At 43.4% G+C, this 25,616-nt stretch carries 23 protein-coding genes and 1 other annotated feature; of the genes, 21 read left to right on the forward strand and 2 right to left on the reverse strand.

Annotation, left to right across the window (positions count from 1 at the left end; all coding sequences use genetic code 11):
* Positions 1–30: 30 nt before the first annotated feature.
* Entirely contained in the window at positions 31–642 is a 612-nt protein-coding gene (rpsD, locus tag KE627_RS10550; protein WP_013727707.1) for a 30S ribosomal protein S4, read from the reverse strand.
* 191 nt (positions 643–833) lie between these two features.
* Complete coding sequence (locus tag KE627_RS10555) at positions 834–1,298, reverse strand: GAF domain-containing protein (RefSeq protein WP_013727708.1); 465 nt, start codon at positions 1,296–1,298, stop codon at positions 834–836.
* Between the two features lie 164 nt (positions 1,299–1,462).
* Between KE627_RS10555 and ezrA the strand changes: the two genes are divergently transcribed.
* From ezrA to rny, 21 genes are all read left to right on the forward strand, one after another.
* Positions 1,463–3,199 (forward strand): septation ring formation regulator EzrA, encoded by a 1,737-nt coding sequence (gene ezrA, locus KE627_RS10560; protein ID WP_056938868.1) that lies wholly within the window; start codon positions 1,463–1,465, stop codon positions 3,197–3,199.
* 165 nt (positions 3,200–3,364) lie between these two features.
* Complete coding sequence (locus tag KE627_RS10565) at positions 3,365–4,510, forward strand: cysteine desulfurase family protein (protein WP_013727710.1); 1,146 nt, start codon at positions 3,365–3,367, stop codon at positions 4,508–4,510.
* 8 nt (positions 4,511–4,518) lie between these two features.
* Positions 4,519–5,736, forward strand: coding sequence for a tRNA uracil 4-sulfurtransferase ThiI (gene thiI, locus KE627_RS10570; RefSeq protein ID WP_014939831.1), 1,218 nt, complete (start codon positions 4,519–4,521; stop codon positions 5,734–5,736).
* Positions 5,737–5,810: 74 nt separating this feature from the next.
* Positions 5,811–6,320: a thiol peroxidase gene (tpx, locus tag KE627_RS10575; protein WP_013727712.1), complete on the forward strand. Its 510-nt coding sequence runs from the start codon at positions 5,811–5,813 to the stop codon at positions 6,318–6,320.
* Positions 6,321–6,347: 27 nt separating this feature from the next.
* Positions 6,348–6,556, forward strand: a binding site (T-box leader).
* A gap of 61 nt (positions 6,557–6,617) precedes the next feature.
* Positions 6,618–9,278 (forward strand): valine--tRNA ligase, encoded by a 2,661-nt coding sequence (locus KE627_RS10580; RefSeq protein WP_013727713.1) that lies wholly within the window; start codon positions 6,618–6,620, stop codon positions 9,276–9,278.
* A 108-nt stretch (positions 9,279–9,386) separates the two neighbouring features.
* Positions 9,387–10,718: a bifunctional folylpolyglutamate synthase/dihydrofolate synthase gene (locus KE627_RS10585; protein ID WP_013727714.1), complete on the forward strand. Its 1,332-nt coding sequence runs from the start codon at positions 9,387–9,389 to the stop codon at positions 10,716–10,718.
* Between the two features lie 140 nt (positions 10,719–10,858).
* Positions 10,859–11,866, forward strand: coding sequence for a rod shape-determining protein (locus KE627_RS10590; RefSeq protein ID WP_014939834.1), 1,008 nt, complete (start codon positions 10,859–10,861; stop codon positions 11,864–11,866).
* A 47-nt stretch (positions 11,867–11,913) separates the two neighbouring features.
* The gene (gene mreC, locus KE627_RS10595; RefSeq protein ID WP_014939835.1) at positions 11,914–12,762 is read left to right on the forward strand and encodes a rod shape-determining protein MreC; all 849 of its coding nucleotides are present in this window, start codon (positions 11,914–11,916) and stop codon (positions 12,760–12,762) included.
* Between the two features lie 16 nt (positions 12,763–12,778).
* Positions 12,779–13,303 carry a rod shape-determining protein MreD gene (gene mreD / locus KE627_RS10600; RefSeq protein WP_014939836.1) on the forward strand — a complete coding sequence of 175 codons (525 nt, stop codon included), beginning with the start codon at positions 12,779–12,781 and terminating at the stop codon, positions 13,301–13,303.
* Between the two features lie 15 nt (positions 13,304–13,318).
* Entirely contained in the window at positions 13,319–14,002 is a 684-nt protein-coding gene (locus KE627_RS10605; RefSeq protein ID WP_013727718.1) for a septum site-determining protein MinC, read from the forward strand.
* Positions 13,995–14,801, forward strand: a complete 807-nt coding sequence (minD, locus tag KE627_RS10610) for a septum site-determining protein MinD (protein ID WP_013727719.1) — start codon at positions 13,995–13,997, stop codon at positions 14,799–14,801. The genes KE627_RS10605 and minD overlap by 8 nt, the downstream gene beginning before the upstream one ends.
* A gap of 453 nt (positions 14,802–15,254) precedes the next feature.
* The gene (locus tag KE627_RS10615) at positions 15,255–15,899 is read left to right on the forward strand and encodes an amino acid ABC transporter permease (RefSeq protein WP_056938869.1); all 645 of its coding nucleotides are present in this window, start codon (positions 15,255–15,257) and stop codon (positions 15,897–15,899) included.
* A gap of 12 nt (positions 15,900–15,911) precedes the next feature.
* Positions 15,912–16,547 carry an amino acid ABC transporter ATP-binding protein gene (locus tag KE627_RS10620; protein WP_013727721.1) on the forward strand — a complete coding sequence of 212 codons (636 nt, stop codon included), beginning with the start codon at positions 15,912–15,914 and terminating at the stop codon, positions 16,545–16,547.
* Positions 16,548–16,557: 10 nt separating this feature from the next.
* A complete protein-coding gene (locus tag KE627_RS10625) occupies positions 16,558–17,421 on the forward strand; it encodes an amino acid ABC transporter substrate-binding protein (RefSeq protein ID WP_056938870.1) in 864 nt (287 codons plus the stop codon).
* Positions 17,422–17,590: 169 nt separating this feature from the next.
* Positions 17,591–18,859 (forward strand): EF-P 5-aminopentanol modification-associated protein YfmF, encoded by a 1,269-nt coding sequence (gene yfmF / locus KE627_RS10630; RefSeq protein ID WP_056938871.1) that lies wholly within the window; start codon positions 17,591–17,593, stop codon positions 18,857–18,859.
* A complete protein-coding gene (gene yfmH / locus KE627_RS10635; protein WP_056938872.1) occupies positions 18,859–20,151 on the forward strand; it encodes an EF-P 5-aminopentanol modification-associated protein YfmH in 1,293 nt (430 codons plus the stop codon). The genes yfmF and yfmH overlap by 1 nt, the downstream gene beginning before the upstream one ends.
* A gap of 95 nt (positions 20,152–20,246) precedes the next feature.
* The gene (locus KE627_RS10640; protein ID WP_056938873.1) at positions 20,247–21,317 is read left to right on the forward strand and encodes a helix-turn-helix domain-containing protein; all 1,071 of its coding nucleotides are present in this window, start codon (positions 20,247–20,249) and stop codon (positions 21,315–21,317) included.
* A gap of 17 nt (positions 21,318–21,334) precedes the next feature.
* Positions 21,335–21,916, forward strand: a complete 582-nt coding sequence (pgsA, locus tag KE627_RS10645) for a CDP-diacylglycerol--glycerol-3-phosphate 3-phosphatidyltransferase (RefSeq protein ID WP_014939844.1) — start codon at positions 21,335–21,337, stop codon at positions 21,914–21,916.
* 105 nt (positions 21,917–22,021) lie between these two features.
* Complete coding sequence (locus KE627_RS10650; RefSeq protein WP_056938874.1) at positions 22,022–22,495, forward strand: CinA family protein; 474 nt, start codon at positions 22,022–22,024, stop codon at positions 22,493–22,495.
* Between the two features lie 99 nt (positions 22,496–22,594).
* Complete coding sequence (gene recA, locus KE627_RS10655; protein ID WP_014939845.1) at positions 22,595–23,734, forward strand: recombinase RecA; 1,140 nt, start codon at positions 22,595–22,597, stop codon at positions 23,732–23,734.
* Between the two features lie 277 nt (positions 23,735–24,011).
* A complete protein-coding gene (gene rny, locus KE627_RS10660) occupies positions 24,012–25,592 on the forward strand; it encodes a ribonuclease Y (RefSeq protein ID WP_014939846.1) in 1,581 nt (526 codons plus the stop codon).
* Positions 25,593–25,616: the final 24 nt, after the last annotated feature.

Here is a 25,616-nt window from a genome sequence, read left to right on the forward strand (position 1 = left end):
TTTTGCATAAGCAAAACGCTCGCTGAATGATTAACCCAACTTGTTGTAGTATTCAACAATCAGTGATTCATCAATATCAGCATCAAGTTCTTCACGTTGTGGAAGACGAACCAATGATCCTTCAAGCTTGTCTGCATCGAAGCTGACGTATTGTGGACGACCCACAACAGCTTCAACAGCATCCTTGATAACTTGGAGGTCTTTAGACTTCTCACGAACAGAGATTACTTGACCAGGTTGAACTTCATATGATGGAATATCAACACGTTTGCCATCAACAGTGATGTGGCCATGGTTTACTAATTGACGAGCTTGACGACGAGTAGTGGCCAAACCTAAACGATAAACCATGTTATCCAAACGCTCTTCAAGTAAGATCATGAAGTTAACACCATGCTTACCTTCACGGATCTTGCCGGCACGAACGAACAAGTTACTGAATTGACGTTCAGTCAGTCCGTACATGTAACGAAGCTTTTGCTTTTCGTGTAATTGCAAACCATATTCTGAAAGTTTTGAACGACGGCCTTGACCGTGATCACCAGGAGCATAAGGACGACGTGAGAGTTCTTTACCAGTACCTGACAAAGAGATACCCAAACGACGTGAAATTCTCCAACTTGGACCTGTATATCTTGACATAAGTAATCCTCCAATATTTTTTTGGAGTAAAATAAGCCGTTGCAGACTTAGTATTCGTGCATGTTGCTTTGCTCTTTCGCTCAAGCAGCCGATTGAGTTACTTGCAGAACCAATTGAATGGCAACAACATGTTGACGAGCTTACCGTCTACTGCTGCGTTATTTTACACAACCATCATTTTATAAAGATTTCTACTGTAAGTCAACATGTTTGACGAAGATGTCGGCAAACTGGTTAAGAACCTGCTCGTCTTCACTCGAAAAACGATCGAGTGATGGCGAATCAATATCTAAGACACCAAGGGCTTTGCCGTCTTTAAACAGTGGGACGACCAATTCAGAATTGGAATTGGCATCACAAGCAATGTGGCCGGCAAATTGATGAACGTCGGCGACTCGTAGTGAATGCTTTTGTTTGAGAGCCGTTCCGCAGACACCATCACCATTTTTGATGTGCATGCAGGCAACATTTCCCTGGAAGGGGCCGAGGATCAGTTCATCGTTAGCGGGCACATAACGATAAAAGCCGACCCAGTTGATATCTTCGAGGCTGACTTGGAGCAATGCAGCGGCGTTAGCCATGTTGGAGATCAAATCTGTTTCATTTTCTAAGAGTGAATCAAGCTGTTGATTCACTAAATTGGTAACGTTTTGCATAATTGTTTTCCTCACTTCAAAAATAATATGGTGAAAAGGACCTACTATGATATAATTCAACTTAGAGCACATTAATTGATTATTCATACATATTAAATTGTTTTGGGCAATTTTACTACCATAATGTTCAATTATATATCTTTATTTCTGAAGGATGGGATCGAATGCTTACTTTGTTGATTGGAGTTATCGTGTTGGTTGGGGCGGGTTATCTTGGTTTTGTTTTCTACCAAAGAAGAACAATCAAGATGGCAACCGATGTTTACGAGAACAAACGGGATTTAAACAAAATTCCGTTGGATGATGAGTTTGCGCTGGCTAAGAAAATGAACTTAACCGGTGAATCTCACAAGAAATATGATCAATTATACAATAAGTATCAGCACTACAAGAACCAAATGCTGCCCAATATTGATGAGGGGATTGCGGCAGTCAAAGAAGACGGTAAGGGCATTAACTTTTTAAAGACCAAGAGTGACTGGCAGAGTGCTAATCAGGCCATCGCCGACGCCGACGCCACCTTAAAAGAAATTCAGGCCGGCCTTGCTCAACTATATGATTTAAACAAGCAGCACAAATTAGCGCTGGAAGAACTTGAAAAGAAGTACAAACGCTTGCGAGAGGACATCCTTAACAAGAACGAGTCATTTGGCCCGAGTATCGACAGCTTGGAAAAAATGCTCTCGGACATTGAGGGAACTTTCGATGAATTTACGCAACTTACCAAGAGTGGGGATCCCAACAGCGCCGAAGAAGTGTTGAGTGACCTCAACAATTCGACTGACAAATTAGAATCCTATATGGGGCGAATTCCCAAACTATATCAACTACTTTCAAAGGAATTTGTTGAGCAGGTTGACGAAATCACCAGTGGTTACAAAGAACTCAAAGGAAAACAGTATAATTTCCCCAACGATAAGTTCGATGAAACGCTTAAGGGGATTTCAGATCAGATAAAAGTCAACACCAATAAGTTAAAGACTTTGGAAGTTGATTCAGTGGAAAAGGCCACTCAAGATATTGCCGACCGGATCGACAAATTGTATGATGCAATCGACAAAGAATTCCAAGCCCGTCCCAAGGTCGAGAAGAATACCAAGATTATCGGCCAATATATCGAACATGTCCGTAAACAGAACAGCGACTTGCAGCTGCGGCTTGAAACATTAAATAAAAGCTATATTTTGAACCATCAAGAAATTGAGAATAATCATCAATTTGATCAACAAATTGCCACCATTGAAAAGAAGTACCAGGATGAAGTCAACGCCATGCAAAATGGGACGGCTGTTTATTCAACGATTGACGCCGACCAAACTCACATGATCAAAGAGCTGGGTCAGATCGAGTCTGAACAAAAGGATTTATTCTCCGCAACAGTTAAGTTGCCAGAGCAAGAGCAGGCAGCCAGAAATGCATTGGCCAAATTTGATTTGGCAATGCGCAATACCAAACGGCGAATTGATAATCACAATCTTCCTGGACTATCCAACGATTATCAAGATGCTTTTGCAGCAGTCATTAGGGAAATCAATCACCTGGACGATGCCATGAATCAGCCGCAGATTGATGTCGATGACATTTCCAAACAGTTAACAATTATTCAATCGGATATGGACACTTTGGATGAAAAGACCAACCAGTTGATTGATGATGCCGCTTTGGCCGAACAGACAATGCAGTATGCCAATCGGTTTATTGGCAGCAACTCTGAAATTGCGGCGGCCAGCAAAACGGCCCAGATGTATTTTGACCAAAAATATGATTATGAGCAGAGTTTGAATATCATTTCCAAAGCATTGGAAAAACAATCGTCGGGGATGTTTGCCAAGATCAAAGATGATTATTTCAATGCCAAGAAACATTTAAAGACAGAAAAAACCGATGAAGATGAATCATAATATGACGTATGAGACGAAGCTGAATGTTCACCAACAGCTTCGCCTTTTGTTTTCCATCATTGATTGCCCAGCGACAATGCTTGTGAGACTCACAGTTTGGGTGTATCATCGTGGGAGTTATATTTGTTGGAGTCGAACCAATAAATTTAGAGAAGAAGGTTTCAAATGATTTATTTTGATAATAGTGCCACCACAAAAGTCTTACCAGAAGTTCTTGACACTTATAACAAAGTGAGTGAGCAGATTTGGGGCAACCCATCGAGCTTACACAACTTTGGTGAACAGGCGTTTAATCTGTTGGAACAGTCCAGAAAACAGATTGCTGATTTGTTAAACGTTCACCCAGATGAAATCTACTTTACGAGTGGCGGAACTGAGGGTGACAATTGGGTCATCAAAGGGACTGCAATTGAAAAACGTGAATTTGGGAAGCATCTGATTACCACCTCAGTTGAGCATGCAGCAGTGCGCAACTCTTTTGAGCAACTTAAACAGCTCGGATATGATGTGACTTATTTACCGGTTGATGATGAGGGGCGGATCTCGATTGCTGATTTGAAAGCGGCAATTCGTCCGGATACAACGCTGGTGTCAATTATGGCGGTCAACAATGAAATTGGGACGATTCAGCCGATCAAAGAAGCGGGCGAACTGCTGAAGAACTACCCGAAAATTCATTTTCACGTCGATGCTGTTCAGGGCCTCGGCAAGGGAATTCAGGATCAGATTTTCAATGACCGAACTGACTTTGCAGCATTTTCTGGGCATAAATTCCATGCCCCACGGGGAACCGGCTTTATTTATGGTCGACGTGGCCGTCGAATTGCACCGTTAATGAACGGTGGCGGCCAGGAAAAGAATCAACGTTCCGGTACTGAAAATCTGCCGGGAATTGCTGCCATGGCCAAAGCGATCCGATTGGTGCTTGAAAAAGAGCCCAGTGCAATTGATACTGAGCGCCAGATTAAGCAGTTGATTATGGATCACATCAGTCAGTTTGATAAAGTCACCATTTTTTCTAAGAATGATGATACTTTTGCCCCGCATATTCTTTGTTTTGCAATCAAGGGGGTTCGCGGAGAAACCATCGTTCATGCTTTTGAAAAGCAGGGGATTTACATTTCAACAACCAGTGCCTGCTCATCAAAGGATCATACTGAATCCGGCACGTTGAATGCCATGCAGGTTCCCGATGATATTGCCACCAGTGCCGTTCGAATTTCACTTGGAGATCACAACACACTTGATGAAGCCAAACAATTCGTAAAAGTATTTGACCAGTTGTATGAAGAATTTGACAAATTAAGTTAGGAGTAACTATGCACTATACAGAAATTATGGTTCGTTACGGCGAACTGTCCACAAAGGGCAAAAATAAAAAAGACTTTATTAAGCAGCTTGGCAAGAATGTGCGGGCTGTTCTCCATCCATTTCCCAAGCTTGAGGTCAAACCGCAACGGGATCGTCTTCATGTGGCTTTAAACGGTGAGGATGACCAGCAGGTGATCGAAAGCCTGAAGGGTGTTTTTGGGATCGAAAATTTCTATCCTTCTGTTCGGCTTGAAAAGGATATGGCAATCATCAAGCAGACCGCCCTTGAAATGGTGAAAGAACAGTATCATGACGGAGCGACGTTCAAAATCAACACCCGACGTCAGGATAAACATTTTGAATACGATACCAATCAGATCAACAACCAGTTAGGCGATTATATTCTCGAAAATGTGCCCGGAATCACGGTTGATGTCAAACACCCCGATATTTCCATTCGAGTAGAAATTCGAATGAATGGTGCCTTTCTCTCATCAGAAAAGATTCATGGTGCCGGCGGGTTGCCGGTTGGTACCGGTGGTCGGGCCACAATGATGCTGTCTGGTGGAATTGATTCGCCGGTTGCCACGTATTTGGCAATGAAACGTGGTGTCAAAATTGATATGATTCACTTTTACAGTCCGCCATATACCGGCGAGCAAGCCCTGAATAAGGCCAAACAGTTAACCTCAGTGTTGGGCAAGTACTCGGGTAATATTCAGTTCATTCAGGTACCGTTCACCGAGATTCAAGAAACCATCAAGGAAAAGGTCCCTGAAGGTTATTTGATGACCATCCAGCGGAGAATGATGCTGCGGATTGCTGCCCAAATTACTCAAAATCGTCATTGTACCGGCGTCTTTACCGGCGAAGCACTGGGACAAGTTGCCTCACAGACTTTAGAGAGTATGATGGCAATTAACGACGTCACCACGATGCCGGTTCTTCGGCCGCTGGTCTCAATGGACAAAACGGAGATTATTAAGATTTCCAAGCAGATCAAGACTTACGACCTGTCAATTCTGCCATTTGAGGACTGTTGTACGATTTTTACACCGCCGGCACCAAAGACTCGGCCTGATTTGGCCAAGTCACGTAAGTTTGAACAGTATATCGATGTTGAAGGGTTGATGAAAAAAGCAATCGACAACATTGAAATTACCGATATTAAACCTGGCGAAGAATTCCTAAACCAAAACCAGGACGTCTTCGCTGAGCTGCTTTAATGATCGGGGACTTGCGTATTCCGTTTGTTTAGGCTACATTATGTATAAAGTCGTTAGACCAAGGGAGTGCTTTTATGAAAATCACGATCAATGGTAAAGAAGAGAGTATGTTTGGCAATCCACCCGAAGTCGGTGAACAACTGCCAAAGTTTAAACTTGAGGATGCAGATGGCAATAAGGTGAAAACTGCTGACATTATTGGCAGAATTACCCTGCTGTCAACGGTTCCGGATATTGATACCCCGGTTTGTTCAGTTGAAACCCGCAAGTTTAATCAAGAAGCGGATAAGTTTCCTGATGTCCAGTTCTTGACGGTTTCCAACAATACGATTGAACAGCAGAAGAATTGGTGCGCTGCTCAGGGAGTTGCCAATCTGCAGATGCTGTCGGACGAAAACCTCTCGTTGGGATACGCAATGAAACTTTATCTGCCAAACTTTGGTGCGTTGGCGCGAACAATTTTTATTATTGACGCCACCGGTAAGATTATTTACCGCCAGATTGTTCCGGAAATTGGTAATGAGCCTGATTACGATGATGCACTAAATGCTTTGAAAAAAGTTGCTCAGCGTATTGACGATTAGCAGATATTTAGTTAAGATTAAAATTAAATTAAAGTGTTGAGCAAGAGAGTAGCCAACGTTTCGGTTTCAGAAAGAAAATCATTGCTGTGAGATTTTTACCGGGCGTTGAGTGAAGGTAGCTTGTGAGCTGCTTATCTTCAATTGAAGATGAGTCGGTATTATCAGACCGTTATTATGATATTAAGTGGGGCTTTTCAGCCCAATTTAGGTGGTACCGCGAACACTTCGTCCTAATTTACAGGATGGGGTGTTTTTTTATTACATAAAAACGATTTGAATTTTGGAAGGAGTGACGTTATGTCAGACAAATTGCACGAAATGTCAACGAAGTATGATCCAACTGCCGTCGAAAAGGGCAGATATGATGAATGGCTTGATGAAGGGGTATTTACACCGAGTGGGGATAAAAAGGCCAAACCATTTTCAATTGTGTTGCCGCCGCCAAATGTTACCGGAAAGCTGCATTTGGGCCATGCCTGGGATACAACCCTTCAAGACATGATTATCCGCCGCAAACGAATGCAGGGATACGATACTTTATGGCTCCCAGGAATGGATCATGCCGGGATCGCTACCCAAGCTAAAGTTGAAGCCAAGCTGCGTAAACAGGGTATTTCCCGGTATGATTTGGGCCGAGAAAAGTTTGTTGAAAAGGTTTGGGAATGGAAAGATGATTTTGCCCGAACCATCAAGGAACAGTGGGCCAAATTAGGTCTTTCTCTGGACTACAGTCGTGAGCGATTCACCTTGGATAAAGGATTGTCCAAAGCTGTTCGTAAGGTCTTTGTTACGCTTTACAATAAAGGCCTGATCTACCGCGGTGAATACATTATCAACTGGGATCCGCAAGCAAGAACCGCCTTGTCAGACATTGAAGTGATCCATAAGGACGATAAAGGTGCCTTTTACCATGTTAAATACCCATTTACCGACGGGACGACTTTCAACGGCAAAGATTACATCGAAATTGCGACCACCCGTCCCGAAACGATGATGGGTGATACCGCGGTTGCCGTTAATCCTTCTGATGAACGTTACAAAGATATCGTTGGCAAGAAAGTCCGCGTTCCATTGATTAATCGTGAAGTGCCGATTATAGCCGATCAGTACGTTGACCCTGACTTTGGGACAGGGATGGTAAAGATCACCCCAGCCCATGATCCAAATGACTTTAAGGTTGGTAATCGTCACAACTTACAACGCATTAATACGATGAACGAAGATGCTTCAATGAACGAAAATGCCGGTAAGTATAAAGGCATGGATCGTTTTGAAGCCAGAAAAGCTATGGTCAAGGATTTGCAGGATGAAGGCTTGATGCTCTCAATCGACCCAATTGTCCATTCAGTTGGCCATTCTGAACGGACTGGGGTTCAAGTTGAAGCCCGTTTGTCAACTCAGTGGTTCGTTAAGATGAAACCGCTGGCTGAACAGGCCATTAAGAACCAGGATACCAATAACAAGGTCAACTTTTTCCCCGACCGTTTTGAAGGAACCTTTGAACAGTGGATGGAAAACGTTCACGACTGGGTTATTTCCCGTCAACTTTGGTGGGGTCATCAAATTCCTGCTTGGTACAACAAGCAGACCGGTGAGATCTACGTTGGGATGGAAGCGCCTAAAGACGCCGAAAACTGGGAGCAGGATCCAGATGTTTTGGATACCTGGTTCTCGTCTGCCCTGTGGCCATTTTCAACCATGGGCTGGCCCGATGATACAGAAGACATGAAGCGCTATTTCCCAACCGACACCTTGGTGACCGGGTACGATATCATCTTCTTCTGGGTTTCCAGAATGATTTTCCAAAGCTTGGAATTCACTCATGAACGACCCTTTAAAGATGTATTACTTCATGGTTTAATCCGTGATTCTCAGGGACGCAAGATGTCCAAATCCCTTGGAAACGGTATTGATCCGATGGATGTCATTGATAAATATGGTGCCGATGCCCTTCGCTGGTTCCTGTCAATCGGTGGGACGCCTGGCCAAGATTTGAAGTTCAGTTATGACAAAATGGACTCTGCTTGGAATTTCATTAACAAGATTTGGAATGCCAGTCGTTACGTTATTATGAACCTTGATGGGATTGACAAGCCGGAATTACCCGACAAGTCCGAGTGGCAATTATCTGACAAATGGATTTTAAGTCGACTGAACGCTACTGTGAACCACGTTTCAGACTTATTCGAGAAGTACAACTTTGGTGAAGCCGACCGTTATTTGTATGACTTCATCTGGAATGATTTCTGTGACTGGTACATCGAAATGAGTAAGGAAGCTCTCAACAGTGACGATGAGAAGTTGAAGAAGAACACCCAAAACATTTTGGCTTACGTTTTGGATCAAACCCTTCGCTTACTGCAGCCGATCATGCCATTCGTCACCGAATATATTTGGCAGATGATGCCACACGTTGGCAAGTCACTGGTAACCGCCGACTACCCAGTGGACCACAAAGAATTTGACGACCCAACTTCTGAGCATCAAATGCAGTCATTGATTGATTTGATTACGGCAGTGCGGAATATTCGAAATGAAGCCAACGCACCGCTGTCATCACCAATTGATATGTTAATTCAAACTGACAATCAGACCCTCAAATCAATCTTTGAATCCAACCGCGACTACATTGACCGGTTCTGCCACACTCAGGAATTGCAAATTGGCAAAGATATTGAAGCGCCTAAGCTGTCAATGTCTGCGGTGATTACGGATGCGACTGTCTTTGTTCCATTGGCCGAATTGGTTGACTTGAAGGATGAGCAGGCTCGGGTTCAAAAAGATGTGGATAAATTTGAAGCCGAAGTGGCCCGTTCAGATAAGAAACTGGCTAACAAACGGTTTGTGGAGAACGCGCCGGATGCAGTGGTTGCTGAAGAGAAGGCCAAGCAGGCTGATTACCAATCAAAATTGGATGCAGCCAAAGACCGGCTCCAACAAATTTCCAGCGAGATGTAAAGTGATTTAACTGACTTAAATTTTTAAAAACGTGGGACTAAATGCTGTTTCCTGGCACATGCCAGGCTATAAGCCGCATTTTTGCCCACGTTTTTTAAGGAGAAAATAATGATTAACACATATGATGAAGCCTTGGCTTTCATTCATGGACGGACCAAATTCAAGAAAATTCCAACCTTAAAACGGATGCGGCGATTCTTAGACGAATTGGGTGCCCCGGACAAACATGTCAATGCGATCCACATTGCCGGCACTAATGGCAAGGGATCGACCTTGGCATTTTTACGGAACTTGTTTCAAGCGGAAGGCAAAACAGTCGGCAGCTTTACCTCACCGTTTTTGATTAAATTTAATGAGCGAATCAGCGTTAACGGCGTCGGCATTTCTGACGATGAAATTCTAAGACTCACTCAGGAAATTTATCCGACGATTGCCAAACTTGACGCCGAGTTGCCGGAAGGCGGCCCAACCGAATTTGAAATTGTGACAGCTATGATGTTCAAGTACTTTGCTGAAGGACACGCTGATATTGTTTTGATTGAAGTGGGTCTTGGTGGGCTGTATGATTCAACCAATGTCATTATCCCCAAAGTCTCGGTTATTACGTCGATTGGCTGGGACCACATGCACATTTTAGGGGATACTTTGTCCAAAATTGCTTTCCAAAAAGCAGGGATTATTAAGCCGGGCGTTCCCGTAGTCGTCGGCGGAGTTGACCCCGAACCGCTCAAGGTGATCGTGAACCAAGCTGAGCACAAGCAAAGCCCGATTCAGATTCTGGGACAGAATTTTAAGGTCAATGATCGCGGTGAGCACAATTGGAATCAAGAATTTGACTTTAGTTCCGCTGACTTTCAATTGCATGATTTAAAAACAGCCTTAATTGGTGATTATCAGACTCACAACGCTGCGTTGGCGATCCAGGCATACATTGACTACCACCAGCTCACAAAGCGCGCTGTGGATGTCAGAAACATTCAAAAGGGAATTGCAGCAACACGGTGGGCGGGCCGGTTTGAAAAAATTTCCACCAAGCCGACCATCGTTTTGGATGGTGCGCATAATATCTCGGCAGTTAACCTGATTGTCGATACCTTGCAGAACGATTTTCCCCAGGGCCATATTTATATTTTGATGGGCATTCTGGCAGACAAGCAGGCTGATAAAATGGTGGACAAGATGGCCACCGTTCAAAATGCATCGATCATCTTGACCCGGTTCGCCGGACCAGGAAAACGGCTCGCAGCTAATCCAGAAAAATTGGAAAGTCAACTGAAAACCCAACCGGAAAATGTTTCCGCTATTGATGATTGGCAAGACGCAATCAGGGAATTGAGACGGAAACTGACGCCGGATGATATGCTCTTAATTACCGGATCGTTATATTTTATTTCCGATGCTCGAAAGTTCTTGTTGAATCCCGATCACAATTTCAAATAATCTATTAAATCGGGCGTCGTTTCACTTGATTTTATTTATTTTTGGACGCGTTATGATATACTTGTTTCGTTAAACAATAATAAATAAATCTATAAAAATCGAACTAAATTTAGTTGATAGACAACGAAGGGATGGATAACGTGTTTGGATTTGGGGAAAAAAACATAGGAATTGATCTTGGAACCGCTAATACGATCGTTTACGTCGAGGGCAAAGGAATTGTCCTTCGCGAACCTTCAGTGGTTGCCAAGAGCACTAAAACAGGCGAGGTAATCGCCGTTGGTGCAGAAGCGCGAGCAATGATTGGGCGCACACCAGCAAGTATCCAAGCTGTTCGACCAATGAAAGACGGTGTCATTGCGGATTACGATACCACTGTTGCCATGATGAAATACTTCATTCAAAAAGCCTTGGGACACTCATCAGGTAAGCCATACGTCATGGTTTGTGTGCCAACTGGCATTACTGCCGTGGAAAAACGGGCTGTCATTGATGCCACCCGGGTAGCCGGTGCCAGAGATGCCTATGTCATTGAAGAACCATTCGCTGCGGCAATCGGTGCTGGACTTCCAGTCATGGATCCAACCGGTAGCATGGTTGTTGATATTGGTGGTGGAACGACTGACGTTGCAACCATTTCTTTAGGCGGCATTGTTTCAAGCCGCTCAGTTCGAATGGCCGGCGACAAGCTTAACGAAGCGATTGCTCAATATGTTCGTCAAAAGTACAATTTGTTAATTGGTGAACGGACTTCCGAACAGCTTAAAATTGATATTGGTTCCGCTTCTGCCAAGGAAGCTAAAGAAATCAAAGCCGTTCCGGTTCGTGGCCGTGATCTGGTAACCGGTTTGCCAACCACAGTTGAAATTAGTGGAACGGACGTCAACAAAGCAATTAACGAATCAGTGTTGGCCATTATTGCCACGATTAAGGAAACCCTTGAAGAAACATCGCCTGAAATTGCAGCCGATGTTATTGATCATGGAATTGTTCTGACAGGCGGCGGCGCATTACTCAGAAATATTACTGATGTGATTGCGGAAGCCACTCAGGTTCCGGTTTCCATTGCATCTGATCCACTTGATTGTGTTGCCATCGGTACTGGAGAATCATTAAAGAGCATTAATGTAATGAAGAAAAAACAATAATTAATCGTTTATATCGATTCATTATTGAATAACGAATGGAGGCAATTATGCAAAAATTTTTCTCCAGTCGAAAGCTTGTGATTGTCGTAATCTGTTTGATCGTCAGTTTTGGTTTAATGTCGTTGTCGGTTGCCATTCGGGACAAGCGGAGCACACCGCCGTTGGTACAACAATTTGGAAATGATATTGTTGGTTTTGCTGATCGGATTGTTGCCGCCCCAATGAACGGTATTCATCACGGATTTGTTTCAACTAAGAATCTTTTGAACACTTATCAGGAAAACCAACGTCTCAAGTCAAAAGTTGATCAATTGACCCAAACACAGGTCAAGGATCAGGTTTTGTCGCGAGAAAATAAACAATTGAAACGTCAATTAAACGTCGGCAGCACTTTGACCGGATATGAAAAAATTAACGCAGCTGTCATTACCCGAACACCATCATCATGGGCAAGTCAGGTGATCATTAATAAGGGTCAAGCTTCTGGAATTAAGAAGGATATGCCCGTGATCGCCGGTCCTGGACTGATCGGGACAGTTGCTGAAGTCAACAAAACCAACAGCAAGGTGGTTTTAATTTCCAACACCGCCGAAAACTCCAACCGGTTTGCCATCCAAGTGCTTGGCGATAATTCCAAAGTTGTTAATGGTATTATCACCTCGTATGATTCGGCTGCCAACCGGATTATCATGGGGAATATTACTTCGAACGCCAAATTATCAGTTGGCAATCGGGTGACAACCAGTGGGCTTGGGGGCGTCATTCCCAAGGGGATTTACGTAGGTACTGTTTCAAAAGTGACCCAAGACGATTATGGCCTTGCCAAAAAAGTTTATATTAAACCGGCTGCCAACTTAAACGACATTGAAGTTGTTTCAGTTGCAATCAGAGATTGATGGGAGGGACAATTAAGTGAAACGAAAAGTTCCCATTGCAGTTTACTTTGTAATTGGTCAATTCATTGCGTTCTTTCTTGATGGTTCCATCAGCCAGACAATGTCCGGTATTTTGTTTAAATATCCCAACACGATGGTGCCGTATTTAACCGTCCTCTGGTTGATTTTGGCAGCCTTCTTTGGTAATGGCAAAAAATTACATCTATACACCTGGTCCGCTGTGATTGGCTTTATTTTTGATATGTACTACACTGGATTGCTTGGGGTATACGTGTTTATTTTTCCATTAGTCGTTTATTTATGCCAATTGGTTTACCAAATTTTGCCACCAAATTTCATGAGTGGCTTTTTGGTGTATTTTTTAGGAATCACAGTTTTAGTTAGCCTAGGATACATGGCCAATGTCTTTATTGGGGAGACGGACTCATCCGTTGCTCAGTTCTTAGTTAACACATTGGCACCTACACTGGCTCTCAATCTGGTGTTATTGACAATTGTTTACTTTCCGGTTGAGGCACTCTATAGGACTCATAGGCAATAAGAAGGGGAGTAGACAATGCAAGATGCAGCTGTATTAAAGGGCACCAAGGATGGTTATGAAATCATTCTGGATGAGAATGCCAATCTAAAGGATATTTTTTCCTCACTTCGAAAACTTCTGGATAATTTGAAAACCCAGACGGCATCAACTAATCCGCAAACCATTGCTTTTGATATTTATACCGGAATGCGGTTATGGCCAGCTGCTGACCGTTCTGAGCTTGAGAAAATCTTTTCGGATTATTCGACGTTTTCAGTGCATAAGATTACGTCAGATGTGATCACTAAAGAGGAATCCAATCGGATTTTGGAACAGTCCAGCGTCCACATTGTTGATCGGGTGATTAGAAACGGGCAGGAAGTTCACATCCAAGGCGACGTCTTATTTCTCGGCACGGTTCATGAGGGCGGCAAACTGTTTGTCGGCGGTAACATTTTTGTTCTGGGCAACGTCCAGGGAATTATTCAAGCCGGCGCACCGGATCTTGAGGACAAGATGATTATTGGGGATGTACATAACGCACAACAAGTCCGGATCGGCGAACAGTTCGAAATAGTTGCTGACATGAAACGTGAAATGAACAGCGGCACAGTGATTTATGTGAACGATCTGCATGTACTGGATTATGGTAAAGTTGAGAATCTTAAGCAGATTAATCCCAAGTTTTACAATCAGATAGGAGGAGTCATCAATGGGTAAGGCTTACGTTATAACATCAGGTAAAGGAGGAGTCGGTAAGACCACTTCTTCTGCTAATATTGGGACTGCACTGGCCATGCTCGGTAAAAAAGTGGTTCTTTTGGATCTTGATATTGGATTGCGTAACTTGGATGTTGTTTTGGGACTCGACAACCGGATTATGTACGATATTGTCGATGTCGCAGCTGGACGAGCCAAGCTCAGTCAAGCACTGGTCAAAGACAAGCGGTTTGATGACTTGCTTTACCTATTGCCGGCAGCTCAAAATACTGACAAGACGGCCCTAAATGAAGACCAGGTTCGCGAAATTGTTGATGAATTGAAGCCTGACTTTGATTTCATCCTAATTGATTGTCCTGCCGGAATTGAGCAGGGCTTCATGAACGCAATTGCTGGTGCCGATAGTGCCATTATTGTGACGACTCCTGAGATTTCTGCGGTCCGAGATGCTGACCGGGTGGTTGGTCTCTTGGAGCAGCATCCGCTTCAAGAACAGCCGCATCTGATTATTAACCGAATTCGTCAACATATGATGAAAGACGGTTCGGTGATGGATGTTGATGAAATTACCCATCATTTAGGGGTTGAACTATTGGGGATTGTCTTTGATGATGATGCAGTTATCACCACTTCCAATAACGGCGAACCCGTTGTTCTTCAAGCGGAAAACCCTGCTGGTCAGGGATATCGAGACATTGCCCGACGACTAGTCGGTGAATCTGTGCCATTGATGGAAATCAAAGATGAACAGCAGCCTTCATTCTGGCAAAAAGTCAGTCATTGGTTCCGTAAAGGATAAAAGTCCTTGACGGGAAGCAGAATTAATATTATTATAAATCTAACTTAATTAAAGATTTTTAAAGACGTTGATCAGAACCGATTAATGAGTCAAATCACAGAGAGCTTATCAAGGTGGGAGTTAAGCATTTGAGCGTTAATCGTCACATCTGGGAGTCATTTTTCTGAAGCTGAGTAGGAAAAAGCGGTAAGCACGTTATTGCTGAAGTTTAGTATGTTGCATATTAAACCCATTGAGGCCTTTCATGTGAGTGAGAGGTGAATCAGAGGTGGAACCGCGAATAATCGTCCTCTTAAGTCATCATGGCTTAAGAGGATTTTTTATTTTAAAACAAGACTAAACTTCACGAGGCAGCAGGTGTGAATCTGTTGCGAATTGAGGTGGAACCGCGAAAACCATCGTCCTCTTGAGTCAATGTGTACTCAAGGGGATTTTTTTATGGAGGGATGTCAAATGATTCAATATATACAAGAAATTTTACCGGCCTTATTATCTGGAACCAAAATGACTTTATCAATTTTCTTCTGGACATTGATTTGTTCAATTCCATTAGGGGCATTAGTCGGATTAGGACTCATCCAAAAATTTAAACCGCTGACCTGGCTGCTTAACTTTTACGTTTGGATTATGCGGGGCACACCACTGCTATTGCAATTAATTTTTGTGTTTTATGGATTACCGATTGTTCACATTGTGTTCCAACGTTACGATGCTGCCATGTTTGCTTTCATCTTGAATTACACCGCATATTTCGGTGAAATCTTTCGAGGCGGTTTCCAATCAGTTCCCAAGGGCCAATTTGAAAGTGCCAAGGTGCTGCGATTGAGTTATGGCCAAACGATTCGAAAGATCGTGATTCCCCAGGTTTTCAAAATTGTTCTGCCATCAATTGGTAATGAAGTGATTAACCTGGTCAAGGATTCCTCATTGGTCTACGTTATCGGGTTGGGCGACTTACTGCGAGCCGGTAACGTCGCAACGGCCAGGGATGTCACACTGTTGCCGCTGATATTGGTCGGGATTATCTATCTGGCATTAACCGCTGTATGTACGATTGTGTTGAAGTTAATCGAGAAACGTGAAAATGTTTGGCATTAGGAGGGGATTACGATGTTAGAGATTAAGAATTTAACCAAACGATTTGGCAGCCGAACCATTATTGATGACTTGTCGATGACCGTTAAAGATAATGAAATTATGGCAATTGTTGGCCCTTCCGGTGCCGGCAAAACGACTCTGTTACGTTGTATTACCGGTTTGGAGTCGGTGAATACCGGAGAATTTTACTGGAATGGCACTCAGTTTGATCCAACCAATACGACTCAAAAAGACACAATCATCGGGGTAGTTTTCCAAGATTATCAGTTATTCCCAAACTTAACGGTCCTGGGAAACATTACTTTGGCACCAACGATGGTCAAAAAAGAACCGATGGCTGACGTCAAAAAATATGCGCGGGAATTATTGAGTCGCTTGGGCTTGGAAGGCAAAGAAAATTTATATCCTTATCAGCTTTCCGGCGGCCAAAAGCAACGGGTCGCAATCGTTCGGGCACTGGCAATGCGACCGAAGATCCTTTGCTATGATGAGCCAACGTCGGCCCTTGATCCCGCTTTACGAGATGAAGTTGCCCAAATCATCTTGGATCTTAAGAAGCAGGAAATGACCCAGATCGTCGTCACTCATGATATGGATTTTGCTAAAAACGTTGCGGATGAAATTCAGCAGGTCAAACAAATTCAGTAGGAGGGGTAAAATGTTAAAATCTTTGAAACGATTATTACTCATTACCAGTCTCCTACTCGTGACCGTTGGGTTATCCGGTTGCGGGGTACGCTATGTCAGTCGCCAAGGCTCACAGGAAAATCCGGATACGTGGTCGACGGTTTCCAAGCAAAAAAGAATCGTGGTTGGTCTGGATGACAGTTTTGTCCCAATGGGCTTTCAGACCAAGAGCGGCAAGATTGTCGGCTATGATGTCGATCTGGCCCGTGCCGTGTTTAAACAGTACGGCATCAAAGTGGACTTTCAGCCAATTGATTGGTCGATGAACGTCACCGAGCTTCGAAACGGCACGATTGATCTTATCTGGAATGGGTTCTCTATTAATCCCCAGCGAGCAAAGAAGATTACTTTCAGTGAACCCTATCTAATTAATGATCAAGTATTGGTTTCCAAAAAGAATCAACATATCAACAGTTTCGCAGATATGAAGGGAAAAGTCGCCGGCGTCCAGAGTGGGTCGGCAGGGGCCATGGATATTGATAACCAACCTAAATTGCTGAAAGATAAGATCAAGGGCCACGAGCCAATCTTATACGACACTTTTACAGACGCGTTCATCGATTTGAATGCCAACCGAATTCAGGGATTGCTGATTGACAGCATTTATGCCGGTTATTATTTGGAACATCAACCAAATCAATCCAGTTTTAAATCGATTCCCAGTGAATTTCCTAAAGAAGAATATGGTGTCGGCATGCGAAAAGGTGATACGGTCTTGAAGCGGAAAATTGATCAAGGTCTCAATCGATTAGCCAAAAATGGCGAGCTTCACAAAATCAACATGAAGTGGTTTGGAACTGATCGTGACAGTCCGCTCATTAAGAATGCTAAATAATTTTGATCATCAATAGTCTGTGGCAAACACGATTTGTCAACAGACCATTTTTGTATTCGAATCCTTTGCCGATCAATTCTCTATTTTTCCTTATTATTGGCAGATTATATTGAGATTTTAATGATTTTATTTTATGATAAAATTTGTGACTAATTGAGGAGGAAACTCAGTGAAATACGAGATTGCAAAAGGGATTAGCTTGACGACAATCCCCACCACAAAATTCAAAAATAATAAATTGGTGATGAATTTCACCTTTCCGGCCCAACATCAAAACTACGCCAAATTGGCACTGTTGGCTGAACTGCTGGAAAATTGCTCTGCCCAATACAACAGTGAGTTGTTGGTTTCCCGCCAACTGTCAAAAATGTACGGGGCCAGTTTTGGTGTGACTGTCTTAAGGTATGGCAATCAGCATACCCTGCAGGTGTCGATTACGTTTCCCAATGACAAGTACCTACCGCCAAAAAGTGAGCTAACTAGTGAAATATTGGCATTTCTAAAGGAAATGATTGAGGATCCATTTATTGAAGGCGATCAGTTCAACCAAGCATATTTTCAAATTCATCAAGGGAATATGGTTCATTATCTGGATTCGATCCAAGATAACAAGGAGTTCTTCTCAACCTTGGAGCTTCAACGTTTGTATTACCCAAATGATCCTGACCATGGTCACTTCCTGATGGGCAGTCATCAAGAAATGAGCCAAATTTCTGCTCAAGAGCTGTACACATTTTATCGATGGGTCCTTAACTCAGCGAAGATTACCATCTTGGCTGGTGGCGATTTAATTGACGACCAACTTGTAACGGGATTTAAAGAATTTGCCTCATTTACTGATCGAATGCCGGAAGACTATCAATTAAGAGTTGTGCCGGCACCAATATTGCAGGTCCAACAAGGAACCAAAGTGATTGCCGGTTCTCAGTCAGTTCTCAGCATGGCTTACGAACTACCAATCTATTTTGGGGACGATGATTACTTTGCTTCCATCATTTTTAATCAGTTATTTGGTGGGTCAAGCAGATCGTTGCTATTTACAAACGTTCGTGAAAAGAACAGTTTGGCCTACGACATTCATAGTGGCTATAATTCATTAGTCGGAATGGTAACCGTTCAGGCGGGGATTGATTTTAAAGATGAAGATCGCGTTATTCAGATGGTCGCCGATCAATTGCAGCAGACCAGCGACGGGAAGTATTCCGATGAATTGCTCGACGGTGTCAAGCAGGCATTGATTAACCAACATCGTTCAGAAGCCGATCACCTCGGATCATTGATCGAGAAGCAGTATCTCCAGCAGATGATGGGCTTTAGTTTGAGTGATACCAAATGGGAGCAACAGGTCGCTTCTGTGACGCGTTCGCAGATTGCCCAAGTTGCCAAACGGTTGACTTTACGAGCCATTTATCAGTTGAACAGCAGGGGGGATGCATAATGGAATTGATTGACTATCCAAACTACAATGAAAAACTATTTGTTCAGACCCTCTCAAATGGATTGACCGTTTATCTCCAACCCAAAGCAGGGTTTAATAAGACGACCGCCGTTTTGGGGGTGAATTATGGCTCCGTTGACAGTCAGTTCATGCTGAATGGCGAAAAAGTCGTTCAACCTGCAGGAATTGCCCATTTTTTGGAGCATAAGATGTTCGATAAAAAGGATTACGACGTTTTTGAGCTGTTCAATAAAACCGGAGCGCGTTCGAATGCCTTCACAAGTTTTACCAAGACGAATTACCTCTTCTCAACTGCCGAATCCGTGAAAGAAAATTTGGATATTTTGTTGGATTTTGTCCAGATTCCATATTTTACCCAAGCTAAAGTCCAACGGGAAAAGGGAATTATTGATCAAGAAATCAATATGTATCAAAATGATCCGGACAATCAGGCGTACTTTAAAACGATTGCCAGTTTGTATCCAAACTCGGTGTTGGCAAACGATATTGCCGGCGACATTCAGACGGTTGATAAGATTACCCTGGAAGATGTTGAGTTGGCTTATCGAACCTTTTACCGGCCGGAAAATATGAGTCTGTTTATCACCGGCAAACTCGATCCCAGCGAAGTTATGAACTGGATTGAGGATAATCAACGGCGAAAATCGACACCGGCACCCATTAACCTGCAACGCCGACTGACGCTCCCCGAGGCATCCAAAGAAACCGTTCTCCACACGAAAATGGATGTTTCCAGGCCTAAAATAACGCTGGGGCTACGGGGAAGCGACCAAGTACCAACAGGCCGGGATGGACTAAAGTACGAAATCGCCATCTCTGTGATGTTTGATCTGTTTTTGAGTGAAAACTCCGTGGAATATGATAAACTGTATCATGATGAAATCATTGATGACACGTTTTCATGGGAATTTGAAAATGAACGCGGCTTTCATTTTGCCGTGATTAACGGCGATACTGATAAGCCATTGGAACTCATTAACCGGCTCAAACAAATCATTGCAGATATTCCAACCAAGATTGGTCACCTCCAAGCCGAATTTCAGTTGCAAAAAAACGAGTTATTTGGCAACTACATTGAAATGATGGATTCTGAAGAAGCAATCAGTGGCCAGTTTGATGGATTTATCGGTGAACCTGTTACAATATATGATGAGGTTGAGATTCTCAAATCATTAACCTTGGGGGATGTTTTTGAGGCGGCCCACAGTTTTTTGGACCAAGCAACAGTTCAAGAAGTGATGATTCAAAATTCCGACCAGCCAAAGGGATAGTTGATAAATTATAGTTTATGAATTACTTAAAATAATCAAGGCTTTCCTTATGATATACTTAGTGGAGAATACAAAAAATTCAATGGAGAATGAGTATGAGCGACGAAAAAGATAATTTAACAATTGGGAAAAAACTACATGACGCACGAGTGGCCAAAGGTTACACGCTGGATGATTTACAAAAGAACACTAAGATTCAGAAACGCTATCTAATTGCGATCGAAGATAATGATTTTGACGCCTTGCCGGGTGATTTTTATGTTCGAGCATTTGTTAAGCAGTATGCCGATTCGGTTGGTCTGGACGGAAGTGAGCTGCTAAGCCAGTTTGATACTAAATTGCCCGATACCGAAGACCCGGAATATGTGGATCGGGTCAATGATGACAACCCTGAGACGAGATCTGCTCAACGAAAGGTTGAAGAACGCAATGATAAACTGCGGCGCTATATTCCGATTATTTCGGTGTCCGTCGTCGTTTTAATCATTTTGATTGCCATTTGGGTGGCTGCGGCCAGAAGTACCCGAAACACTGCCAAAACGCAAATTGAGACCAGCAAAGTTTCCGTTTCCGGCGACAAATCATCCAGTTCCAAGGCTTCCAGTTCGAAGAAAGCCAAGACGACTAAGAAGGCCAAGGGGATTACCTTTAAGAAGGTTACTGCTTCTGGCAGCAATCTGACCTACCGATTCACCGGAACTTCCGGTACAACGCCACTGAAGATTTCCGTAACCGGTTCCGGGAGTGCCTGGACGTCGGTTTCTGCAGATGGCACTTCTTTATGGCAAGCTTCATTAACCAGTGGTAATTCACATACAATCTCGCTTCCAAGCTCGACCAATACCGTTACGATTAATACTGGCAACGCTGAAGCGACCCGGATTACCGTGGGCGGCAAGAAGTTGACGTTGGCGGCACCGTTAAATGGCGGTTCAACTCAGGTGAGAGTTGTCACATTGCAGTTTGGCAAGCCAAGTTCATCTGCTTCAACCAGCTCTAGTTCAAGTAGTGCCACGACGGGTGCCTCAACTACCAGTAGCACAACCGGGACGACCGGCACCACTGGAACGTCCTCAACGACTGGTACTGACACAACCGGCAACACGAATGCAACAACTGGCAGCACTGGTACGAATAATAATACCGGTACCACCAATGGCTATTAGTCAGCTGGAGGTTTAACATGAATTTACCGAATAAATTAACACTATTTCGAATCATCCTGATTCCGTTCTTTATCCTGATCCTCGCGGTCCCAATCTTTTCCGGCAGCGTTGTTTGGGCGGGAACCACGATCAGTATGACCAGATTGTGGGCGACAATTATCTTTGTGGTCGCCTCTCTAACCGATTTCTTAGATGGTCAGATTGCCAGACGAAATCATTTGGTAACCAACTTTGGAAAGTTCGCCGATCCCTTGGCAGATAAAATGCTGGTAATGACGGCATTTCTGTTTTTAGTTGGCCTGGGGGATGTTCCGGCATGGGTCGCCGCGATTATTGTCTGCCGTGAATTGGCGGTAACCGGACTGCGGCTGATCATTGTCGAGAACGAAGGTCAAGTCATTGCTGCGGCCTGGCCGGGCAAGATCAAGACAACCACTCAAATGCTGGCGATCATTTTACTGTTCTTGAACAACGTTTTATTTGATGCAGTCAACATTCCAATGGGCTTAATTCTGTTATACATTTGCCTATTCTTCACGATTTACTCAGGAATTGATTACTTTGTAAAAAATCGCTCAGTATTTTCAGATTCATTTTAATCACAGCTGCCGGAGGGTTCATGAAAATGAGTCTTCCGGTATTTGTGTCTTGTTAGATAAAAATCAAGTATTTAACGTACTTATGAACTAGAGGGAGCAAGTAAGATGACATTGGAAGAGACATTAGTAAATGAACTATTATCCCGACACATTACAATTACAGCGGCTGAAAGTTTAACTGCCGGTGAATTTCAGAGCACTCTCGGTAATGTGCCCGGCGTCTCAGAAGTTTTTGAGGGGGGATTTGTCACATACTCAAATCAGGTTAAAGAACAACTACTGCAGATACCAAGTGAAGTAATTGATGAAAATGGTGTCGTGAGTGAACCGACTGCCATTTGGATGGCAAATCAGGCCCGAAGCATCATGAATAAAGATCTGGGCGTATCCTTTACCGGAGTGGCCGGGCCGGACACGTTGGAAGGCGATCCTGCTGGCACGGTCTGGATTGGCATTGCCTATGGAACCCAATATACTTATGCGAAACAGTTTCATTTCACGGGTGATCGAAATCAGATTCGGGCCGCTGCAGTCAAGGCCGGCTTGGAGATGGCGTTGGACATGATTCATCGCTATTAAATTAATCGAACTTTTGTTCGCGTTTTGATTGCTTTTTTGGATAATCATTAGTATAGTTAGTAAGTAAACTTTTCCGTTAAGGATAGTGGGAGGAATTTAATGGCTGACCAAAGAAAAGTAGCTTTAGATAAAGCCTTAAAGAATATTGAAAAAGAATTTGGTAAGGGATCCATCATGAGAATGGGCGACAAAGCCGATACTCAAATTTCCACAATTCCATCTGGTTCATTAGCGCTTGATGATGCGCTGGGAGTGGGGGGATACCCACGGGGCAGAATCGTTGAAATCTATGGACCTGAAAGTTCAGGTAAGACCACTGTGGCGCTTCATGCGGTTGCCGAAGTTCAAAAGCGCGGCGGCACAGCTGCCTACATTGATGCCGAAAACGCCCTGGATCCGGTTTATGCAACCCACCTGGGTGTGAATATTGACGATCTGTTACTTTCGCAACCAGATACTGGTGAACAAGGCCTCCAGATTACTGACGCATTGGTTACCAGTGGGGCAATTGATATCGTTGTCATTGATTCAGTCGCTGCATTGGTTCCCCGAGCTGAAATCGAAGGGGAAATGGGGGACGCCCACGTTGGTCTGCAGGCTCGACTGATGTCGCAAGCCCTCCGGAAACTTTCTGGAACGATCAGTAAGACCAAGACGATTGCCATTTTCATTAATCAGATTCGTGAAAAAGTTGGTGTGATGTTTGGTAATCCGGAGACTACCCCCGGTGGTCGTGCCTTGAAGTTTTATGCGACAATTCGACTCGAAATTCGTCGGGCTGAACAGATTAAGGACGGTACCAACATCATTGGTAACCGTGTCCGCATCAAAGTCGTTAAGAATAAGGTTGCACCGCCATTTAAACGTGCTGAAGTTGATATCATGTATGGCAAGGGTATATCCCAATCTGGCGAATTGGTTGATATGGCTGTTGAAAAAGACATTATTAACAAGTCCGGCTCATGGTATTCATATGGTGAAGAAAGAATTGGTCAAGGCCGTGAGAATGCCAAGACTTATCTTGAAGAACATCAAGATATGTATGACGAGGTGATGAAGAAAGTCAGGGCTGCCTACGACATTCCTGATGAAACTGACTCGGACACCTCTGATGACAAAGCCAGTTCCGATAAGAAGACCGATAAAAAAGCCGACAAAAAGGATTCCAAAAAGGAATCGGCAACCGGTTCTTCAAAAGAAACCAAAACTGATAGCATCGATCTTGATATTGGCAAGTAATTGGCACTACCAAATGCAAATAGATTTCGTTAATGGGCACTCAGAGGAGATGCCCATTTTTTGTGAGTTAATCAAGGCACAGCAGGCTTTTGTGAAACATTTTAAAAGAAAATATGGTCACTCAAAAATCTTGTTATATACAAATACCAAAAACCGCAACGTAAAGATGATTGACACTAGTGTTAACAAACATTAAAATAAGAATTGTGTCAATAATCAAATAACATCTAATTGGTTTACAAATAATCATTTTTTGATGATTTGGAGGTGAAAAGCCATGACCATGGCTGGGATAATCCTCGCAATCATCGCTATAATTGTTGTTGGTTTTGTTGGTATTTTAAGCTTTGTAATCGGCAAGTCTGCACAAAAGAAGATCCACGAGAAAGATCTTGACTCCGCCAATGGGTCGGCCAAGAACATTTTGACCGAAGCTCAGAAGAAGGCTGAGACGGTTGTGAAAGAAGCAACTCTATCAGCTCAGGAGAAGAACCACCGTTACCGTTCATCGGTTGAAAAAGAACTGAAGACTCGGCGTGCGGAGATTCAAAAACAAGAGGATCGTTTGCTGCAGCGAGAAGAGGCTCTTGATCGTAAAGACACGGCTTTCGAACGTCGTGAAAGTTCGTTGAACCGAAAAGAGCAGAAGATTAATCGTGAACAACAGAATTTAGTTACACAACAAGAAGAAGCAAACTCACTTATCGCAAAACGCCAGGCCGAAGTTGAGAAAGTTGCTGCTTTAACGCAAGAAGAAGCCCGGGACCTGATTTTGAAAGAAACTAGCGAAAAGTTGGCTGACGAAAAGGCTCGGATGGTAAAAGAAAGTTATTACCAAGCCCAAACAGAAGCTGATGAAAATGCCAAAAATCTGATAATTGAAGCTATTCAACAGAGTTCAGCGGACGTTGTCTCAGAGACAACCGTTTCCGTTGTTAGTCTTCCTAACGAAGACATGAAGGGACGAATTATTGGCCGTGAGGGCCGTAACATTCGGACTTTCGAAACGTTGACCGGCATTGATTTAATCATTGACGATACCCCACAAGCAGTTGTGCTGAGCGGCTTTGATCCGATTCGGAGAGAAGTTGCCAAAATGACACTTGAAAAGTTAATCAAGGACGGTCGGATTCATCCGGCACGAATTGAAGAAATGGTCGAAAAGAGCCGTAAAGAGCTTGACGAACGTATCCAAGAAATTGGGGAAGAGACGCTATTCGACCTTGGGATTCATTCAATGAGCCCAGATATGATCAAATTAGTTGGACAACTCAACTTTAAGATTGATCATGGGCAGAACTTGCTGAGTCATTCAATTGAGGTCGCCAAGTTGGCGGGTGCTTTTGCAGCAGAATTAGGTGAGGATGTTACTTTAGCTAAACGCGCAGGATTATTACACGATATCGGTAAAGCTGCCAATAATGGTGTTGAGGGATCACATGTACAGGTTGGTGTTGATTTCGCCAAGAAGTATCATGAGAGTCCCGTTGTCATTGATGCTATCAAAGGTTATGAAGAAGGCCACAATCCAGAAACAATCATTTCTGAGTTGGTTGCTGTTGCGGAAAAGATCGCGATTTCGCGTCCAGGCGCACACAGTGAATCACTTGAAAGCTTTGTTCATCGACTTGATAGTCTTGAGAAGATCACTGACAGCTTTAACGAAGTACAAAAGAGTTACGCAATTCAAGCAGGTCGAGAGATCCGTGTGATTGCAAAGCCCGAAGATATAACGGACACACAGGCAATTGTGCTTGCCCGTCAGATCAAACAAAAGATTGAAACTGAGATGAAGTATCCTGGACACATTAAAGTAACGGTGATCAGGGAAGTTCGTTCAGTCGAATACGCAAGATAAAAGATCAGAGTCTCTGGTCTTTTT

Origin of the sequence: Lentilactobacillus buchneri, from assembly GCF_018314255.1 — a bacterium.
Taxonomy (GTDB): Bacteria; Bacillota; Bacilli; order Lactobacillales; family Lactobacillaceae; genus Lentilactobacillus; species Lentilactobacillus buchneri.